General features: G+C 62.0%; 16 protein-coding genes. 7 read left to right on the top strand and 9 right to left on the bottom strand.

Translation table 11 applies throughout. From position 1 onward, the window contains the following. Window positions 1-617: nitroreductase family protein (locus tag VF629_RS15215; RefSeq protein ID WP_331059348.1), on the top strand; the 617-nt coding region annotated here is incomplete at its 5' end. 307 nt (window positions 618-924) lie between these two features. Here VF629_RS15215 and VF629_RS15210 read toward each other — a convergent pair. From VF629_RS15210 to VF629_RS15195, 4 genes are all read right to left on the bottom strand, one after another. Further along, a complete protein-coding gene (locus VF629_RS15210; RefSeq protein ID WP_331059347.1) occupies window positions 925-2097 on the bottom strand; it encodes a glycosyltransferase family 4 protein in 1173 nt (390 codons plus the stop codon). Window positions 2098-2151: 54 nt separating this feature from the next. Next, entirely contained in the window at window positions 2152-2991 is an 840-nt protein-coding gene (locus VF629_RS15205; protein ID WP_331059346.1) for an FkbM family methyltransferase, read from the bottom strand. A 418-nt stretch (window positions 2992-3409) separates the two neighbouring features. Continuing rightward, window positions 3410-4294: a YitT family protein gene (locus VF629_RS15200; protein ID WP_331059345.1), complete on the bottom strand. Its 885-nt coding sequence runs from the start codon at window positions 4292-4294 to the stop codon at window positions 3410-3412. 231 nt (window positions 4295-4525) lie between these two features. After that, the gene (locus VF629_RS15195) at window positions 4526-5431 is read right to left on the bottom strand and encodes a manganese catalase family protein (RefSeq protein ID WP_331059344.1); all 906 of its coding nucleotides are present in this window, start codon (window positions 5429-5431) and stop codon (window positions 4526-4528) included. A 379-nt stretch (window positions 5432-5810) separates the two neighbouring features. Between VF629_RS15195 and VF629_RS15190 the strand changes: the two genes are divergently transcribed. Beyond that, entirely contained in the window at window positions 5811-6350 is a 540-nt protein-coding gene (locus VF629_RS15190) for a DUF1003 domain-containing protein (protein WP_331059343.1), read from the top strand. A 107-nt stretch (window positions 6351-6457) separates the two neighbouring features. Here VF629_RS15190 and VF629_RS15185 read toward each other — a convergent pair whose 3' ends face one another. Continuing rightward, a complete protein-coding gene (locus tag VF629_RS15185; RefSeq protein ID WP_331059342.1) occupies window positions 6458-8329 on the bottom strand; it encodes an alpha-amylase family glycosyl hydrolase in 1872 nt (623 codons plus the stop codon). 228 nt (window positions 8330-8557) lie between these two features. Here VF629_RS15185 and VF629_RS15180 point away from each other — a divergent pair, with 228 nt between their 5' ends. Both VF629_RS15180 and VF629_RS15175 read left to right on the top strand, forming a co-directional pair. Beyond that, window positions 8558-9298 carry a hypothetical protein gene (locus VF629_RS15180; RefSeq protein WP_331059341.1) on the top strand — a complete coding sequence of 247 codons (741 nt, stop codon included), beginning with the start codon at window positions 8558-8560 and terminating at the stop codon, window positions 9296-9298. Window positions 9299-9615: 317 nt separating this feature from the next. After that, window positions 9616-10023, top strand: coding sequence for a DUF6960 family protein (locus VF629_RS15175; RefSeq protein ID WP_331059340.1), 408 nt, complete (start codon window positions 9616-9618; stop codon window positions 10021-10023). A gap of 242 nt (window positions 10024-10265) precedes the next feature. On the opposite strand, the gene VF629_RS15170 is transcribed toward VF629_RS15175, so the two are convergent. From VF629_RS15170 to VF629_RS15160, 3 genes are all read right to left on the bottom strand, one after another. Continuing rightward, window positions 10266-11612 carry a YfcC family protein gene (locus tag VF629_RS15170; protein ID WP_331059339.1) on the bottom strand — a complete coding sequence of 449 codons (1347 nt, stop codon included), beginning with the start codon at window positions 11610-11612 and terminating at the stop codon, window positions 10266-10268. A gap of 118 nt (window positions 11613-11730) precedes the next feature. Then, window positions 11731-12897, bottom strand: coding sequence for a hypothetical protein (locus tag VF629_RS15165; RefSeq protein ID WP_331059338.1), 1167 nt, complete (start codon window positions 12895-12897; stop codon window positions 11731-11733). 202 nt (window positions 12898-13099) lie between these two features. Beyond that, window positions 13100-14104, bottom strand: coding sequence for an SPFH domain-containing protein (locus VF629_RS15160; protein ID WP_331059337.1), 1005 nt, complete (start codon window positions 14102-14104; stop codon window positions 13100-13102). A 50-nt stretch (window positions 14105-14154) separates the two neighbouring features. On the opposite strand from VF629_RS15160, the gene VF629_RS15155 reads away from it, so the two are divergent. The 3 genes from VF629_RS15155 to VF629_RS15145 are packed head-to-tail and all read left to right on the top strand — an operon-like array spanning window position 14155 to window position 15701. Beyond that, window positions 14155-14448, top strand: coding sequence for a hypothetical protein (locus tag VF629_RS15155; protein WP_331059336.1), 294 nt, complete (start codon window positions 14155-14157; stop codon window positions 14446-14448). Between the two features lie 33 nt (window positions 14449-14481). Beyond that, window positions 14482-14943, top strand: a complete 462-nt coding sequence (locus VF629_RS15150; RefSeq protein WP_331059335.1) for an AAA family ATPase — start codon at window positions 14482-14484, stop codon at window positions 14941-14943. Beyond that, window positions 14940-15701 carry a tRNA(His) guanylyltransferase Thg1 family protein gene (locus VF629_RS15145; RefSeq protein WP_331059334.1) on the top strand — a complete coding sequence of 254 codons (762 nt, stop codon included), beginning with the start codon at window positions 14940-14942 and terminating at the stop codon, window positions 15699-15701. Before VF629_RS15150 ends, VF629_RS15145 begins: the two co-directional genes overlap by 4 nt. A gap of 164 nt (window positions 15702-15865) precedes the next feature. Here the strand turns inward: VF629_RS15145 and VF629_RS15140 are convergent, their stop codons facing one another. Continuing rightward, window positions 15866-16486 carry a hypothetical protein gene (locus VF629_RS15140; RefSeq protein ID WP_331059333.1) on the bottom strand — a complete coding sequence of 207 codons (621 nt, stop codon included), beginning with the start codon at window positions 16484-16486 and terminating at the stop codon, window positions 15866-15868. Window positions 16487-16672: the final 186 nt, after the last annotated feature.

Genomic DNA, 16672 nt, shown 5'->3' with positions numbered 1-16672 from the left:
CCAACGTTCTCGCTCTCGAAACCTCCGTTTTGCCGGTGCTCACCCAGCGCCGCAGCCCCCGCGCCTACGCCGACCAGCCCGTGCCCGCCGAAGCCCTCCGCCAAGTGTTTGTGGCCGCCTCGTCGGCCGCTTCGTGCTTTGGCGAGCAGCCCTGGCGCTACCTGGTGGGCACCCGCGCCAGCAGCCCCGACGCCTTCGATAAAATCCTGAGCAGCATGGGCGAATTCAACCAGGTGTGGGCCAAGAAGGCGCCCGTACTGGCCGTGAGCATCGCCAAGCTGCACTTCTCGCACGACGACAACCCCAACGCCTGGGCCAAGTACGACGTGGGCCAGGCTACCGCCACGCTTGCCATTCAGGCCACCGAGCTGGGCCTGCAAGTGCACCAAATGGCCGGCTTCTCGCCCGACAAATTGCGCGCCGCCTTCAACATCCCGGCCGGCTACGACCCGGTGGCTGTCTTTACCCTCGGCTACCCCGGCGACCCCGCTACGCTGCCCGACGGCCTGCGCGACAAAGAGCTGGCGCCCCGCACCCGCAAGCCGCTGGCCGAGTTTATGTTTGAAGGCGGCTGGCCTGGCGTGGAGAACGAGCGCTACGACCAAGCCACGGTGTAAGCCGCAGTGTAAATTAATAAAAACCTTCATGCTGAGCGCAGCCGAAGCATCTCTACCGTGTAAGTAACCATATACTATTGCGGTAGAGATGCTTCGGCTGCGCTCAGCATGACGGTCTAAAATGATTTTTGGCTAACTCAGGCAGCTTCTAAGCCGCTCAGCAACTGGCCGCTGACGGTTGCTTGGCTGCGACGGAAGCCGGCCGGCGCCGTCGAGACACCGGTGGGCCGCTACTGGCTGGCAAAGGCAGTGCACAACAACTCAAGAGGCGGTTGAGCCGGTGCTTGCGGCGATGCCGGCCGTGGCGCTAAGCCGCTGCCAACGCCCGCAAAACCTTCTCGGTCTGGGCGCACTGGTTGTGGTGGGAATACGTGGCCAACGCTTCAGCCTGAGCTTGTTGGCCAATTTTCACTGCCAGGGTGGGCTGCTGAATGAGCTGCTCAACCGCGGCCCCGAAAGCGTGCTGGTCGCCCACCGGAAACAGCAAGCCCGTGCGGCCATTCGCGACGATGCTGAGCGTGCCCCCGGCGGCCGAGGCCACCACGGGCAGGCCCGTGGCCATGGCTTCGATGGTGACCATGCCGTAGGTTTCATTGGTGGAGGCCACGACCGAAATGTCGAGGGCTTGATAGGCAATTTCGGGCTGGAGCGTGAATCCCCGCACGTGCACCGCGTGGCCAAGGCCAAGGGACTCTATCTTGGCCAGCACCGCATGGCGGTACCCGTCGCCGATATTCCGGGTCGACTCGCCCACCAACAGCAAGTGGGCATTCGGGTGGCGTTGGTGCAGCGCGGCAAAGGCTTCTACCACAAACAGCTGGCCTTTATTCTCATCGAAGCGTCCAACCAGTCCCAGCAGTACTGCTCCAGCCGGCAGCTCCACTGCCAGCGCTGCGCGAGCCTGCGCCTGGGTGCGCCCGGAATGCGCAAACTTGTCTACCTCAATGCCCAACGGCACCACGTGCAGGCGAGCGGCCGGCAAGCGGGTTTTTTCGAGCACTTCCCGCGCCAGGCCGGGCAACGGCGAAAGCCAACCGTCCAGGGCGCGGTAGCGCAGGGTGTGCAGCAGTCCCCGTTTCGCAATGCCGAGCTGCATGTGCTGCTGGTACACCAGTTTGAGCGCGGGGCGCCGCAGTGTTTTGCAGAGCACGGCAAGGGCCAAATCGCCGTTGCGCGTAACCAGCAGCACGCGGGTGTTGAATTTTTGGAGGAAGCCGGCCAACCGACCCGCGGCCGGCAGGTCTACGGCTTTCAAGGGGTTGCGCAGCACTTGCACGGGAAGCCCCAGCTCGGCCGCACGGACCGCAATGGGTGAGTCCGGGAGCGTGATTATTTCCACCGGCCACCCGCGCTGCCGCATCCATTCCGCAAACCGAACGGTGTTCAACTCGAGCCCTCCCCAACTGCGCGACAAGCACAACACCGATAGCGGAAAGTAGCCGCCCGCGGCGGCCGGTTGTTGACGGTTAGCAGTGTTCACTTAGCAACCACGATAAGCAAGGAACAAGGGTAAAAAGGGGGCCGGAGGGGTGGTCTACGAACGCAGGGTTTTTCCCTGCGGCACCCCAATCATGTCCATGTGCGGCCATTTGAGCATGTCTTCCTTGCGCGTGATGGCCACTCGGTCGTGCCCCTGCAAGTCTCCGATGTGGTGCAGGGTGTAGCCCAGCCCCGTGACCGTTTCAAACAGCTCGAAACGCTCGGCAGGGGTGAGGCGCTTGTAGCATTCGGTAATCAGAAAAGGCTGCCAGCGAAGCAGCAGGTCGCGAATCGATTTGATGATTTCCTTATCGTACCCTTCAGCGTCAATTTTTATCAGCGTCAGCTTTGGCAGCAGGGCTTCGTACTCGGTGGCCATAATCGTGGCCAGGTTGCGCCCCGTCACCGACAGCGTGTAGCTGTGGTTGTGGTCTTGCCGGTCGATGGCCGAGAGGAACCCACCGTTGCAAAAGGAAGCGTCCGAGTAATTGAATTCGAACGTGCCGTCGTGGTCGGTCACGGCGAAGTTGAGCGGAATAATGCGCGTTTTCGTCGGGTTGAGCCGCGCATTTTGCTCCAGAATTTTATACACGTACCGGTTGGGCTCGATGGCAAGGACGCACCCGGTTTGGCCCACGGCCACCGCCATGGGCACCGACGTGTCGCCCGTGTGCGCGCCGATGTCAATCACCACATCTCCTTCCTGCACGAACATTCGGTAGAAATTGATGCTTTCGGCGTCAATCGTCTTCTCCCCTTCAAAAGGGTGCTGCCACTGCGCGTACTCCAGTTCGCCTTCGCCGGGAACGGAAAACCGTTTCACTTCATAGCCATACTCTTGGAAAGTGCGCTTTTGCTGATATTTCGCAATTTTTCTTTTGAGGTAGCTGAACATGGTGCCAGAGGGAAGAGCGATGAATAAGTACGTCCAGTAAAAGCCACTGAACAGGCTATGGAAAGCTAAAAGTACATTCTTAATGATAAAACGGTGGCATTGGCTGCACGTCGGTTAGGCGAAAACCGCACTTCTAGCGGCTTGCCAACTCGGTTAGGCAATATGTTCAACCGCAAGCTTTGGCCTCGGCGTAATGCCAAGATGCGTTTAGGAAGTCGGCTTCGCCCGGTCCGACGCCCTAGGCGTCCGACCGGTTGCCGCCCACACGATACGCCGACGGCCGGTAACCAACAACCGGTCGGACGCCTGGGGCGTCGGACCGGCCAGCAACATTCCTTTTAAACCGCTTGCAGGTGTATGGGCGCATTCTATCCCTAAGTTGCACATTCTGAAACGCGCAACTTAGGGAGCTAAGCGCCTAGTGCAGCGGCCGTTTCTTGATGATGCCGCCCTGGGCGTCGTCGATGCCGTACTGGATGATGAAGGCGTTGGGGTCGAGGCGCTGCACTTCGGCGCGGAGCTGGGGCAATTCGAGGCGGGTGACGACGGTGAAGATGATGTCGCGCTCGGTGAGCTGGTCGCCGCGCTTGCCGAAGCCCGACTTGCCCTGGTAGAGCGTCACGCCGCGGCCCAGGCCCTCGGTGATGGCCAGCCGAATGGCCTCGCTGTGCTCCGACACGATGGTGACGCCCGTGTACTGCTCGATGCCGTTGAGCACGAATTCGATGACCCGGGCCGCAGCGAAGTAGGTGAGCATGGAGTACAGGGCCGGCTCGGTGCCCAGGATGAACACGGCGGCTCCGAAAATAACAAGGTTGAGAATCAGGATGATGTCGCTGACTTTGAGCAGCACCAGGTGCCGGCTCACCAGCAGCGCGGCAATTTCGGTGCCGTCGAGCACGGCGCCGCCGCGCATGGCCAGCCCAATGCCCGCCCCGATGAATACGCCCCCAAACACGGCGGTCAGCAGCAGGTCGGGCGTGATGTCGGGAAACGGCACCACGGCCAGCACCAGCGCCAGCCCGCCAATGCCCAACGCGCTGCGCAAGGCAAAGCGGCGCCCCATTTGCCGGTAGCCCAGGGCCACAAAGGGCAGGTTGATGACCAGCAGCAGCACCGGCAGCGGCAGCCGCAACAGCGCCGACAGCAGCATGGAAACCCCCGTAACGCCGCCGTCGATGAAATGACTGGACAGCAGAAACGCCTTCAACCCGAAAGCGGCCGAAAACACCCCGGCCACGATGAAAGCCGCATTTTTGAGTTCAGAATTGGGACGGTTTATCGCACTAGCTAAGGTGGCCATAGGAAGGGAAAGGGCGCCGGAAGGCAAACGCGTGGGTAAGTAAAAAGTGGGCCAAGCGGCCACTGCACGGGAAGCCGGCCGCTCAGAAGGCGCAAGCTAACCCGACCAGCGCGCACCCCGCCGGTAAACGGGGAAAGGGCTGCGCAAGGTGCTACTACGTAAAACGGCCCCGGCAACTGCTATGCAGCGTTTGCCGGGGCCGTTTTACGGGTGGTTGAAATGTGGTTTACGCTAGCTTGGACTGCCGCCGCTGCCGCTCATGGCGCCCTTTACTTTATCGGTCACCGTGCCGATGAGGGAGTCCATGGTGGTCATTTGCTCGGTTTGGGCGTGGCCCTGGGGCACGGGCGGGGCCAGCTGCGGGATGCCGCCGAGGGGTTCGGCTTTCACCACGCGGAACTCGCCCTTGCCGTCGAGCGAAGTGCCTTGGGTCCAGCGGCCTTGCGGGATGCCGTCGTTGCCGAGGTAGGTGCTCACGAAGGAGTAGTTGAAGCCCTGCACTTCCTCGCTCTGGGGGAAGCTGTTGGGCACGGGCAGGGCGCCTTGCAGGCCGCCGAGCTCCTCAATCACGGCCAGCCACTGGTTTTGGTGCATGGTGTCGCGGGCGATGAGGAAGGACAGGAAATCCTTCATGCCGGGGTCGTCGGTGATTTCCCAGAGGCGGGTGGCCAGGGTCCGGCCGGTGGCCTCGGCGGCCACGTTGCTGTACATGTCGCCCACCAGGTTGCCGCTGCTCACTATCCAGGAGCCGTTGAAGGGCACGCCCTCGGCATCAAAAGGCATGGCGCCCAGGCCGCCGGAAAGGAACTGGCGCGGGTTCATGCCGCCCAGAATGGCGCCCACCACGTTGTCTTGCGCAATGGCGGCCTCCTGCATGCCCAGTGGGGCGCCTTCCAGGTTGAGGGCCACGGCGGTGGCCAGCATTTCGATGTGGGCGATTTCCTCGGTCCCGGTTTCGAGCAGCATGTCGCGGTACTTCTGCGGGCCGCGCGAGTTCCAGGCCTGAAACAGGTACTGCAAACACACGCGCATCTCGCCTTCAATGCCGCCAATGGCCTGTTGCAGCAGGCGTGCAAATGTGGGATTGGGCTTCTCTACCCGCACCTTGTACTGGAGTTGCTTGTCGTGATAGAACATCTGACTGGAAAGGAAAAAAGAGGTTGACAATAACCCGCAGTCCCCTGCGAGCTATTACCTATACGACCTTCTTTCCGTGTGCTACTGCCAGATAAACCCGTAGTTCAGCACGTATAAAACTGTATTTGTGTACTACGCATTTATCTCATATACAGAGCAGTAGTTTGTCAAAGCAATTTACTTTCCGCCAATTTCGGTAGTTCACGCAGCCCATTTACGGGTTTGCCGGCCAGTGGCGTGGGGCGGGCCCACCGTATTGAAATGCCAAAAGCAAGCGGCCCAATACCCGCAGCCTGTGCCACCGTCCTTCTGAGCGAAGCGGCATGGGTGGCAGTGCCTGTGAGCCGCTTTTTGTCTCCATTTCAGCCCATCTGTTGCCATGCCAGCCGCCACGTCGCCTCCACCTATTCCAGACAGCCAACCGGGCATGGGGCGCGTGGTGAAGCGCAACGTTGCGGCGTTGCGGGACCGGCAGCGGGAGGCCGAGCGGCGCAGCGGTTGGTCGGTTCGCTTGGCCGATGCCATCACGGCGTTCGCGGGCAGCATGAAGTTTGTCTTCCTGCACCTGGTCTTGTTCGGCACCTGGGTGCTGTGGAACGTGGGCGCGCTGGGCCTGCGGCCCTTCGACCCCTCCTTCGTGGTGCTGGCCATGGTGGCTTCGGTAGAAGCCATTTTTCTGTCCACGTTCGTGCTCATCAGCCAAAACCGCATGGCCGCGCAAGCCGACCAACGCGCCGAACTCGACCTGCAAGTGGGCTTGTTGAGCGAGCACGAAATTACGCGGCTGCTGGTCCTGCTCACGGCCGTGGCTCGCAAGCTGGACGTGCCCGAAGCCGTGAGCGACCCCGAAATCCCGGAGCTTTCGCAGGACGTGCGCCCCGAAAACGTGCTCAACACCATCGAGCAGCACAAAGAATAAATGGTGAATTGGTGAGCTGGTGAACTGGCGAGTTTGACGTTCCGCTTGGGTACTTGGTACAGTTAAAACGTCAAACTCACCAGTTCACCAGCTCACCAGTTCACCACCTAGTCCTGCGACAACACCAGTACCGCGTACGGAGCCACGCCAATGCTGCCGTGCCACTCGTAACCGTCGTATTCGCCCGCCACCGCCTCGGTGCCGAAGCTATCGAAGTCGCCAAACTCGCCGTCGTAGCCGCGCCAGTCGCTGTTGAAGCGCACCGTCCAGTGGCCCGGGCCGGGCAGACCGATGGTGTAAGCGTCGTGGGTTTGGTTGGCAAAGTTGGCCACCACCACCGTGGTGTCGCGGGGGCCGCCCTCGGCCCAGCGGGCGAAGGCCACCAGCTTCTCCTCGTCGTTTACGTGGAACACGTGGGTGTGCTGCCCGCTCAGGCCCCGCGTGAGGCCGCTAAAGTTGCGGCGCAGCGTGATGAGGTCGCGGTAGAGGTGCACCAGCCCGGCGCGCGTTTCCACGTCGCTCCACACCAGCGGCTCGGCGTCGTTGAACTCGCCCAGCGCCAGAAACTCCTGGCCCTGAAACAGCATGGGGATGCCTGGGGCCGTGAGCACGAGCCCGGCGCCAAGCACGGTGCGCTTCTTGGAAAAATAGCTGTCGGCCGCGCCGGGCATGATTTCCTCGGCCACGCGGCTCTTGCCGTTGGCCACCTCGTCGTGGCTTTCGGTGTAGATGACGCGGCGGAAAGCGTCGTCGTTATACGACTCCGAGATGGCGCCGGCCACGGCCTGCATGTTGCGGTCGGCGTCGTGGTGCGCGGTGAGCGCCTCCACAATGGGGTACACAAACGAGCTGTCCCACTGCGAGTCGAAGCCCTGGCCGCCGTTGGCCACGGTTTCGGTGATGCCGGCGTTGCCGCGCATGTCTTCGGCAATGGTGATTTTCCAGGGCATGGTCTGGTCGATTTCCTCGTTAATCCAGCGCATCAGGCTCCAGCCTTCGGGCAAGTCGGCGCCGGGGTCTTCCTCGCCGTTCACGTTGCGGATGAAGGCAATGGCGTCGGCGCGGAGGCCATCCACGCGGTAGTCCTGCAGCCACATCAGGGCGTTGTCGCGGATGTATTGGCGCACCTCCGGGCGGCCGTAGTCGGGGCGGTTTTCGCCCCAAGGCGTTTTGGCGCGCCAGTCGTTGTAAAAGTAGATGCCGCCGCCGTCATTCTCGCTCCAGCCGTCGAACTGCCACAGGTCCAGGTCGCCGGGGCCGAAGTGGTTGTACACCACGTCGAGCACCACCGCAATGCCGTGTTGGTGGGCTTGTTTCACCATTTCTTTGAAGGCCACGGGCCCGCCGTAGTCGCTTTCGAGCGCAAACGGGCAGGCCGGGTTGTAGCCCCACGAGCGGCTGCCCGGAAACTCCGTGGCCGGCAGCAGCTCAATGCAGTTGATGCCCAAATCGCGCAGGTAGGGGAGCTTTTCGGCCACGCTCAGGAAGGTGCCCACGGTGTCGGCGTTGGGCGCGTTGAAGGTGCCCACGTGCAACTCATAAATCACCAGCTCGTTCCAAGGCGGCATTCGGAAGTGGTCGTCGCCCCAGTCGAAGCTGGGGTCGTGCACCACCGACGCGCCGGCCGAGTTGGTGACCTGCCGGGCGTAGGGGTCGTTGCGGTCGAACTCGCGCCCGGCGTTGGTGAGGTGGAATTTGTACTCGTCGCCGGGCTTGGCGCCGGGCACGTCGGTGGCCCAGTAGCCGTCGGCCTCCAGTGCCAGCGGGTGGGCCGCGGCCTTCCACTTATTGAACGTGCCGATGACGGACACGGCCTCGGCGTGCGGGGCCCACACCCGGAAGGTGGTGCCGGTGGCGTGGGGCACGGCGCCCATCCCCGGCTGCAGGTTGGTTTTGGGCGAAGTGGGTAAAGCTGAAACAGTTGCTGATGAAGCGGTTTTGGCGCGGGGCGCGGTTTTGGAAGCGGAAATGGGAGGCATTCGAAAGAAAGCAGCCTGCCTGCCGAGGCAGCCGAAAATGCGGCCGATACTGGACAGTAGGTAGCTCGACAATACGAGAATTGTCACATTATGGCTAAACAGCCTGCCATTGGCTGGCAGCTAGCGCCCTAGCAGCCCCGCTACCTCAGGCTATGCGCCACGGCCCATTGCCGAGCAGGCACGGCGCTCAAGTTTGTGATATTGCTATATTATTGTCGAATTTCGGCCATGAAAGTTGCTAATCCCTCTCCTGAAAGCCAGGACCGCAATACGCTTTTTTCCCGTCGCCACGCCCGCCAGCAGGTTGGCAAAACGGTGGGCCACTTCGGGCAGGCGCTGGTGCTGCTGGGCGGCATCAGTCCGGTGCTGACGGGCGATGAATCCTTGACATTCCTGCGGGCGCTGGAAGTGGCCGTGGGCGCGGCCTACCTCGTGCTCATGGTGCGCGAGCTGCTGCACCTGCGCCACAACCCACACCACCAGGAGCGGGTGGCGTGGCTGGAGCTGGCCGCAGCGGCCATTCTGTTCCTGGAGAGCTACCACATCTGGCATCGCCACCACGAAGCCGAATTGGCCGGGGCAGCCCAGCGGTTCCACGTGCTGCCGTGGCTGTACGCGGCGGTGGCTTGCGTGTACGTGTGGCTGGCCTTCCGCATGCGCCAGCTGGCCGGCCGGCGCTACCTGCACCTGCACGCCGAGGGGTTTGCGGTGCGCACCGGCCAGCTGAGCGCGTCCCATACCCTGCGCTGGGCCGACATTGCCAGCGTGGAGCCGGTGGGCCCGGCCGGGGTACTTATTCGCCGCGTCGACGGCCAGGAGCACCGCATCGTGTTCGATGCCCTGCACGAAGGCGCCGCCCACCGCGACCGCCTGTTGGCGCACGTGCGCCTCCACCGGCTTGGCCCCGACGGGGGCGCGGCACTGAGCGGGGCCGGGCTCGGCGGAGAACAGGACGGCCGGGCTGGGTAGCCCCGCGCCGGCGCCTCGGTCAGGGCCGCCAGCCCGGCGTGGTAGCCCAGGCGGCGGTAGCTTTCAAACCGAGGTTCGGAAAAAAACTGGTCGCCAGTGCTCTGGTGCGGAAAGGCCGCGTTTTCGCGGGCGTACTCGCGCACGTTGGCGGGCTCGTGGCCGGTAAGGGCGGCTTTGATGTAGAGCGGGTGGCCGGGCTGGTCGGCGTCGGGAGCTCTGAGGAAAAGCTCCTGGAAACATGCGCCAGCACGAGGGCGAGCAACTTTACCAGCTTGGTTGCGGTTTTCACAGCCACCTTTGCGCCCTCTTTGTCCCCTATGCCCCGTCCCAAACCCGTTGTTTTTGGCCTTTACGGATGGTCGCCCGAATACGGCTTCCGCTACATTCACCCCGCCAACCGCCGCTCTTTCGAGCTGCTGGAACCCGTGGGCAAGCTATTTGAAAAAATCAGCGAAGACGAAGAAGGCGAGTGGGTTACCATCCGCTACGACGAGCAGCAGTTTCTGGTGCGGCCCGAGCTGTTCAAGGAAATTTACCACAAGCCCAAGTTCAGCTTCGGCGACGCCGTGGAGGAGGTGACGCCCGAGCCGGGCCAGTACCGCCACTTCGGGCACGTGTCCGACGTGTTCTGGGACGAAGCCACCGACACGGCCACTTTTCAGATAGTGGAGCGCAAGCGCAAGCTGCCCCGCGTTTTCAAGGCCGCAGAGCTGCGGGCGGACTAACGCGGAGCGAAGGTTTCGACAGGCGTTGAATAAGACGAGTGCGTCACGCAGAGCGCAGCCAAGTATCTCGCTTGTGGTGGTAATTCAATCTACTGTCATCCTGAGCGCAGCGAAGGACCTTCTCAAGTTAGAAAAACTGTCGTTCAGCTGTGATAAGGTCCTTCGCTGCGCTCAGGATGACAGGCAACGCACGCGTCATGCTATGCTGCCCTCTGCATGACAACCATTATTGCTGTGAAATTCTAGATGCCCACGGCAATGGCAGTGACAATGCTTATCACGCCAATGACGACCAGCCCCAAGTAGAGCGGCCAGGCAAATTTCAGCCAGTTTTCGAAGCGAACGCCAGTGGCGGCCAGCATGGCCATGAGCGTGCCGTTGGTGGGCGTGATGAGCTCGCAGAGGCCGGCGCCGTATTGAAACGCCAGCACCATCACCTGCCGGGAGAGGCCGATGAGGTCGGAGAGGGGCGTGAGCAGGGGCATGGTGAGCGTGGCTTGGCCGCTGCCGCTGGGCACGGGCACGTGCAGGGCCGTTTGCACCACCATCATGCCCAAGGCCGCCACCGCCACGGGAAATTGCGCCAGGGGCGCAGCCAGGCCGTTCACAATGGTATCCACGATGTTGCCCTGCTCCAGCACCACGAAGATGGTGCGGGCAAAGCCGATGAGCATGGCCGAAAACGCCATGTCGCGGAATCCCGCCACGAAGCCCTCGGCCGTGCCGGTGAGGCCCAGCCCGCCGAGCAGGCCCGCCGTCACGCCCAGCGCGAAAAATAGCGCGCCCATTTCTTCAAAACCCCAGCCTTGCTTCACCACGCCGTAGGCAAAGTAGCTAAAGGCGGCGAGCAGCAACAGCAGCACCAGGCCGTGGCGCCCTGCCCCGCGGGTGTCGGCGGCAACTTCGGCTTCGGTTATTTCCACGGGCACGCGGTTGCGCTGGGCGTGCCGAATGGTGCCCCACAGCCACAACGCCAGGGCGGGCACCAGAAACGCCATGCGGTAGGCCCCGCCCGAGAGCAGCGGCAACTGCGCCAGCTTCTGGGCAATGCCCACCTGAAACGGGTTGATGGGGCTGAACGAAGCTCCGACGAAAGAGGCCCCCGCGCTGGCCGCTACGGCCGTGAGGGCCGGGAAACCCAGCCGCCGCATCAGCACGAGCAGCACCGGCACCAGGGCAATGATTTCCTCACCCATGTTCTCCAGGGCGCCCATGGTGGCAAACAGCAGGCCTACAAGCGGTATCACCAGCACCTGCCGGCCTTGGGTCTTGGTGAGCAGCCAGTCTACGCCGTGGCGCAGGGCCCCGGTTTGGTCGACCACGGTAAAGGCGCCGCCGGCCAGGAAGATGAGAAACACCACGGCCGCGGCATCGGCCAGGCCTTTGGGCAGGTCCACGAGCATGTCGAGCGGGCCCACCGGGGTAGCCGGCACGCGGTGGTAAGAGCCCGGCACCACGACCTCGCGGCCGGTAGCTTCGTTTTTTTGACGGTCAAACTTGCCGGCGGGCAGCACGTAGCTCAGCGCTGCGGCCAACACAATGAAGCTCACCAGCAGCACCAGCGGGTGAGGAAAACGAAAGGTGCCCATAGGGGAAACGCGGTAATAGGGCCACTTAACTGGCTCAGCACGAGCGAGTAAGCGAGGATGTGGAGGGGCGTAGAAGAGAACAAACGTCTCTTCGCTGCCGGCAAAAGTATGGCAGAGCTTAGGGCCGATACTCGAAATGCGCGTTTACCGTGGTGCCCGACTGCGAGTCGTTCCAGAGGTAAAAGGCGGCCCCGGCCAGCAGCAACCCCACGAGCACCAGCAGCAACACCTTCCAGAACGAAAGCGGGCGCGAGCCGCTCACCTTGCCCGTTTGCCCATTCACCAGGAAATGGTAGAGCTTGCCCCGGTAGGTGTAGGCGCACAGCCACAGCGGCAGCAGCAGGTGCTTGAACGACTCGTTGGTGAGCGTTGTGGTCACGTCGAGGCCGCGCTGCGTGTCGCCGCCCAGCAGCTTCGAGCAGGCTTCTTCCTCCCGCTCCTGCACGGTGGCGCGGGCTTGCTGCAGCCCTTCGGCCAGGTCGATGGCATACACTTCGGCCTCCCAGCCCAGCAGCACCCGGGCGTCGTAGTCCACCATTTCCTTCAGGTCATAGTTCAGCACTTCGTCTACGTGCTGTTGCTGGTGGGCGAGGCTGCGCGAAGCCAGCGTCAGCACGTCGTCGTAAAAATGGTCGTGCACGCCGCTGTAATACGTCCAACGCGTGCGGCGCTCCCGGCGGGTCACGCTGCGCCCCTTGCTGTCGGTGCTGCTCACCGATACGTAGTAATAGTCGCCCCGCTCCCCGTTCCAGTCGGAGTGGGCCTGCGCATCAAACGTCCAGAAGGGTAGGTAGATGCCGTGTAGGTTGCTGAGGTTGGCGGCGGTGGCCAGGTCGTTGGGAGCCAGCCAACTGGTGCCAATCCAGGCCCGAAACCGGTCGGTGGCCGCGGGCCGATTCAGGCGAAAGGGCAGCACACCGGCGGGCTCTATCAGGCGGGTGCGCTGGGCGTCGGGGTTGATGGCCCGGCTGCCGCAAAAGCCGCAGTTCAGGGTGGGGTGGTCGGCGGCCACGCGGGTGCGAGCGCCGCAGCTGGGGCAACTGAAAAGCTGCTGCTCCACCAGCATGCTGGGGTTCAACTCGTTGTTGACCAGCAACCCATCCAGCCGATTCTCCTGTAGCCGGTTGCGGCTGAACACCAACGCCTCCGTGGCCCCGCAGTGGCCGCACCCCAACTGCTGCGTATCGGCCTGAAAAGCCATCTGCGCACCGCAGCCGGGGCAGGGCGCGCGCAGCAAGTCCTTTTCACGCAGCTGGCGCAGAGTGGCTTCAGTGGCCGGGTCCATGAGGGTAGGGGAATGTGGGGTTAAAGTAGGTCGTTATGAAGTCAGCAAATGATTATGAAGTCAACGCCAGTAAAGCGCGAATCAGAGAACGTCCTGCAGAGCGCCGCGAAGCATCTCGCGTGCTCCAGCTGATTACTTACTGCGGGCAGATGCTTCGCTGCGCGCTGCATGACGGCCTTTTAAGAAACGGGTGTTCTGTGCGCTACAGCCGGGCCAGCAACTCTGCCTTCTTGGCGTCGAATTCCTCCGCCGTCAGAATGCCGTCGGCTTTAAGCTGGCCGAGGTCGCGTAGCAGTTGCATCACCTGTTCCCGGTCGGAGCCGGCGGGAGTGGGGGCGGGGCTGGCGGCGGCTTGGGCGGCGGGCGCGGTGGCGTTGCCCAGCATGTTGCCCAGGCCGCCGAGCAGCACGGCCGCGCCGCCTACGCCGCCCTCTTGTTCAGCAGCTTTTTCCACGGCCAGACCGGCTTGGAACTGCTGGAAGCGGGCCATGTCGCCGGCCATGTTCATCTGGGTGGTTTTGTCCAGGAAAGCCTCTACCTCGGCGGGCAGGCTGGCGTTTTCGAGGTAGAAGCGCGTCAGCTCCAGTCCGTAGGCGCCAAAATCCTCCTGCAGCAGCGGGCGCAGCCGCTCGCCGAGCTCTTGGTAGTTGCGGGCCAGGTCGAGCACCGACACGTTGGCTTCGGCCAGCGAGTCGGAAAACTTGTTGACGATGGCCGAGCGGAGCTGCCCTTCCACGTCGGCGATGCGCACCAGGGAGCTGGTGCCCGCAAACTCGGTCAGGAACTTGGGGGCCTCGGTCACGCGCAGGGCGAAGGTGCCGAAGGCCCGCACCCGCACCTGCTTGAACTCGGCGTCGCGCAGCATCACGGGGTTGGGCGTGCCCCACTTCAAGTTGGTGAACTGCTTGGTCGACACGAAGTACACGTCCACCTTAAAAGGGGAGTCGAACCCGTATTTCCAGCCGCGCAGGGTGGTGAGCACCGGCATGTTGGCCGTGGTGAGCGGGTGCAGGCCGGGGCCAAACACGTCGGCAATGCGGCCCTGGTCCATCAGGATGGCCACCTGCGACTCGCGCACCGTGAGTTGGGCCCCAATTTTGATGTTGTTTTCGACGTCCGGAAATTTCCAGATGATGGTATCGGTTGAGTTATCAACCCAGTCGATAATCTCAATCAGCTCGTTGCGAATAAAGTCGAAGAGGCCCATGCGATGACTGCGAGTTAGGGTGCTAATTTGGTGCAACCTAACCAGAAAACTTGACACCTCCCACCCCCGATTCTTCGTTCCGCCGCCCCTTGCCTCCCATGGACATTGCCGAGTTCAAAGCCCTGCACCAACGCCTTCAAGCCGAGCACCTTGCCCGGCACGGCGCCCGCCTGGCCGAGCGGCAAGAAGACAGCTTCGACCTAACGCTGTACGCCGTGGAAGGCTTCTACGCGGAGGTCTGGCGCAGCCGCGGCGAGGAGCACATCCTCTTCATCCACGTGTTCCAAAAGCCCGCCGGCCTGGGCGACTACCTGAAGCTGGTGCGGCTGCCAGAATTGGGGTGAGAGCCGAAGCGGCCTTACTTTTTTGCTGTTATTGTGCTTTTCACATCCCTGATGCACGCCATTATTTTCTGCGGCATTCAAGCCAGCGGCAAAAGCACTTTTTATAAGCAGCGCTTTTTCAATTCGCACGTTCGCATCAGCATGGATTTGCTGCGCACTCGCCACCGCGAGCACCGCTTGCTACTGCTGTGTTTGGAAACCCAAGCCCGTTTTGCGGTCGACAATACCAACCCAACCATCGCAGAACGGCAACGGTACATCGGTCCGGCCAAACAAGCAGGGTACCACGTTGTGGGGTATTTCTTTCAATCCTCCACCCAAGCCGCTCTAAGCCGCAATAAGGAGCGCCCAGCGGCCGAGCAGGTGCCCGAAAAGGGCATCAGGGGCACTCGCGCCCGGCTTGAGGTGCCCACGTTTGCAGAAGGGTTCGACGAACTGCATTACGTGAGCATGGGTCCTGACGGTACCTTCGTTGTCGAACCTTGGCAATTATGAAATTCGACGACCTTGATGCCCGCTTGCGCGTGTTTGAAACGGCTCACGACCATTGCGCCCTGCCGGGCCTATATTTAGTGGCGCGCCTCGACGGTCGCAATTTCACGCGCCTCACCAAGGAGGTTCACCCTTTCGAACGGCCATTTGACGTTCGGTTTCGGGACTTGATGGTGGGCACGGTGTCGCATTTGATGCAATGCGGATTTCGCGTGCGGTACGGCTTCACGGAAAGCGACGAAATTTCCTTGTTGCTTGACCCTGCGGAAGACTCTTTTGGTCGCAAGCTGCGCAAGTATCACAGCATTTTAGCCGGCGAAGCCTCCGCAAAGTTCTCTTTGCTGCTCGGCGATTTGGGCAGCTTTGATTGTCGCATTGCGCAGTTGCCGCGCCGGAGTGATGTGGTCGATTATTTCCGTTGGCGGAGCGAGGATGCGCTGCGTAACGCACTCAATGCGCATTGCTATTGGCATTTGCGCCGGGAGGGACAGAGCCGGAGGGATGCCACCGCACAAGTAAGCGGCCTGAGCACGGCTGCTAAGAACGAGTTGCTATTTCAGCGGGGCATCAATTTCAACAATTTGCCGGCCTGGCAGAAGCGCGGAGTTGGCTTGTACTGGCGCGATGAGCAACGTGAAGGGCTCAACCCGCTGACGCAGCAACCAACTCAAACGACAAGACGCGGCGTGTTTACCGATTTTGAATTGCCCGTTGGTGCCGGATACACCGCTTTTATTGAGCAGATGATAGGTACAGAATGACGGTATCAAATGCCGTGTGCCGCTGTGTGCTCAGATTTGTTGCGGGCGTCACTTCACCATTGCATTGCGCTGCATCGCATGCTTTTGCCTGAACCAAGAGGAGCGGTTTACGTGGGGATTTTGGGATTTACCGCCGCTCGTGGCTGTTGGGCCATCCCAGGCGCTTATTCCTCCAACCGGTCCACGTCGGTTAGCTGGCCCTTGTTCTTCATGATTTGCAGTTCGAATTTGCTGAGGGCAAAGCTTTCCTTGCTGTACTTAGCCGGTGCGTTGAGCTCGTCAATGGGGTGATTGTTATTGATTTGAAACTCGTTCGGTACCACGTCCACGGTGGGGCCTTTCACGCTCACCACTTTCAGCAACGAGTAGTTGCGTTCGCCGTCCTTTTCCCGCACCGTGTAGATGTCGCCCACGTGCGGGGCGTCCAGATAAGCCGCGTTGGCGCGGGCGTCTTGCGAGCTGGCAATTGCGCCCCACCCGATGAGGGCCGCAAGCACGCCCAGGCCCGACCAGTGCCACAAGGGGGCGCGGGTTCCCTTTTTTAAGGCGCGGGCCGGCTCGCGCAACTCGCTGGGCACGTTCTTTTCTTCCCAGGCTTGCTGGCAATGCCCGCACTGCAGCACCGCCGGCTTGCTATAAGGAAACAGCGGAATCCAGTAGATGAGGGCGTAGCGGCTGAACACGCTTAGCTGCATGGTGCCGGAGGTGGCGCAGCCGGGGCAGGCTGCGTCGGCGGGGAGTGGGGTGGTGCGCACGTGTGCGCCGTTGGTGCCGTAAATAATCATGCGAGGGGTAGAAAATCAGCCAGAAGCGTGAAGGGTAAGGTGGAGGAATAAAAGTAGGAACGGGAGTTGCTTGCGGGCAATGCTGGGCAAATCTTAATCAAGACAGGCTTTGGTAAGTAGCGCGGACTTTTAGTCCGCGAGTCAGAATGATTGTTCATCGCGGACTAAAAGTCCGCGCTACTTGCT

Source organism: Hymenobacter sp. (assembly GCF_036388155.1).
Classification (GTDB): Bacteria; Bacteroidota; Bacteroidia; order Cytophagales; family Hymenobacteraceae; genus Hymenobacter.
Note: the sequence above shows the minus strand (reverse complement) of the source record. Positions and strands in the feature narration are given on the sequence as shown.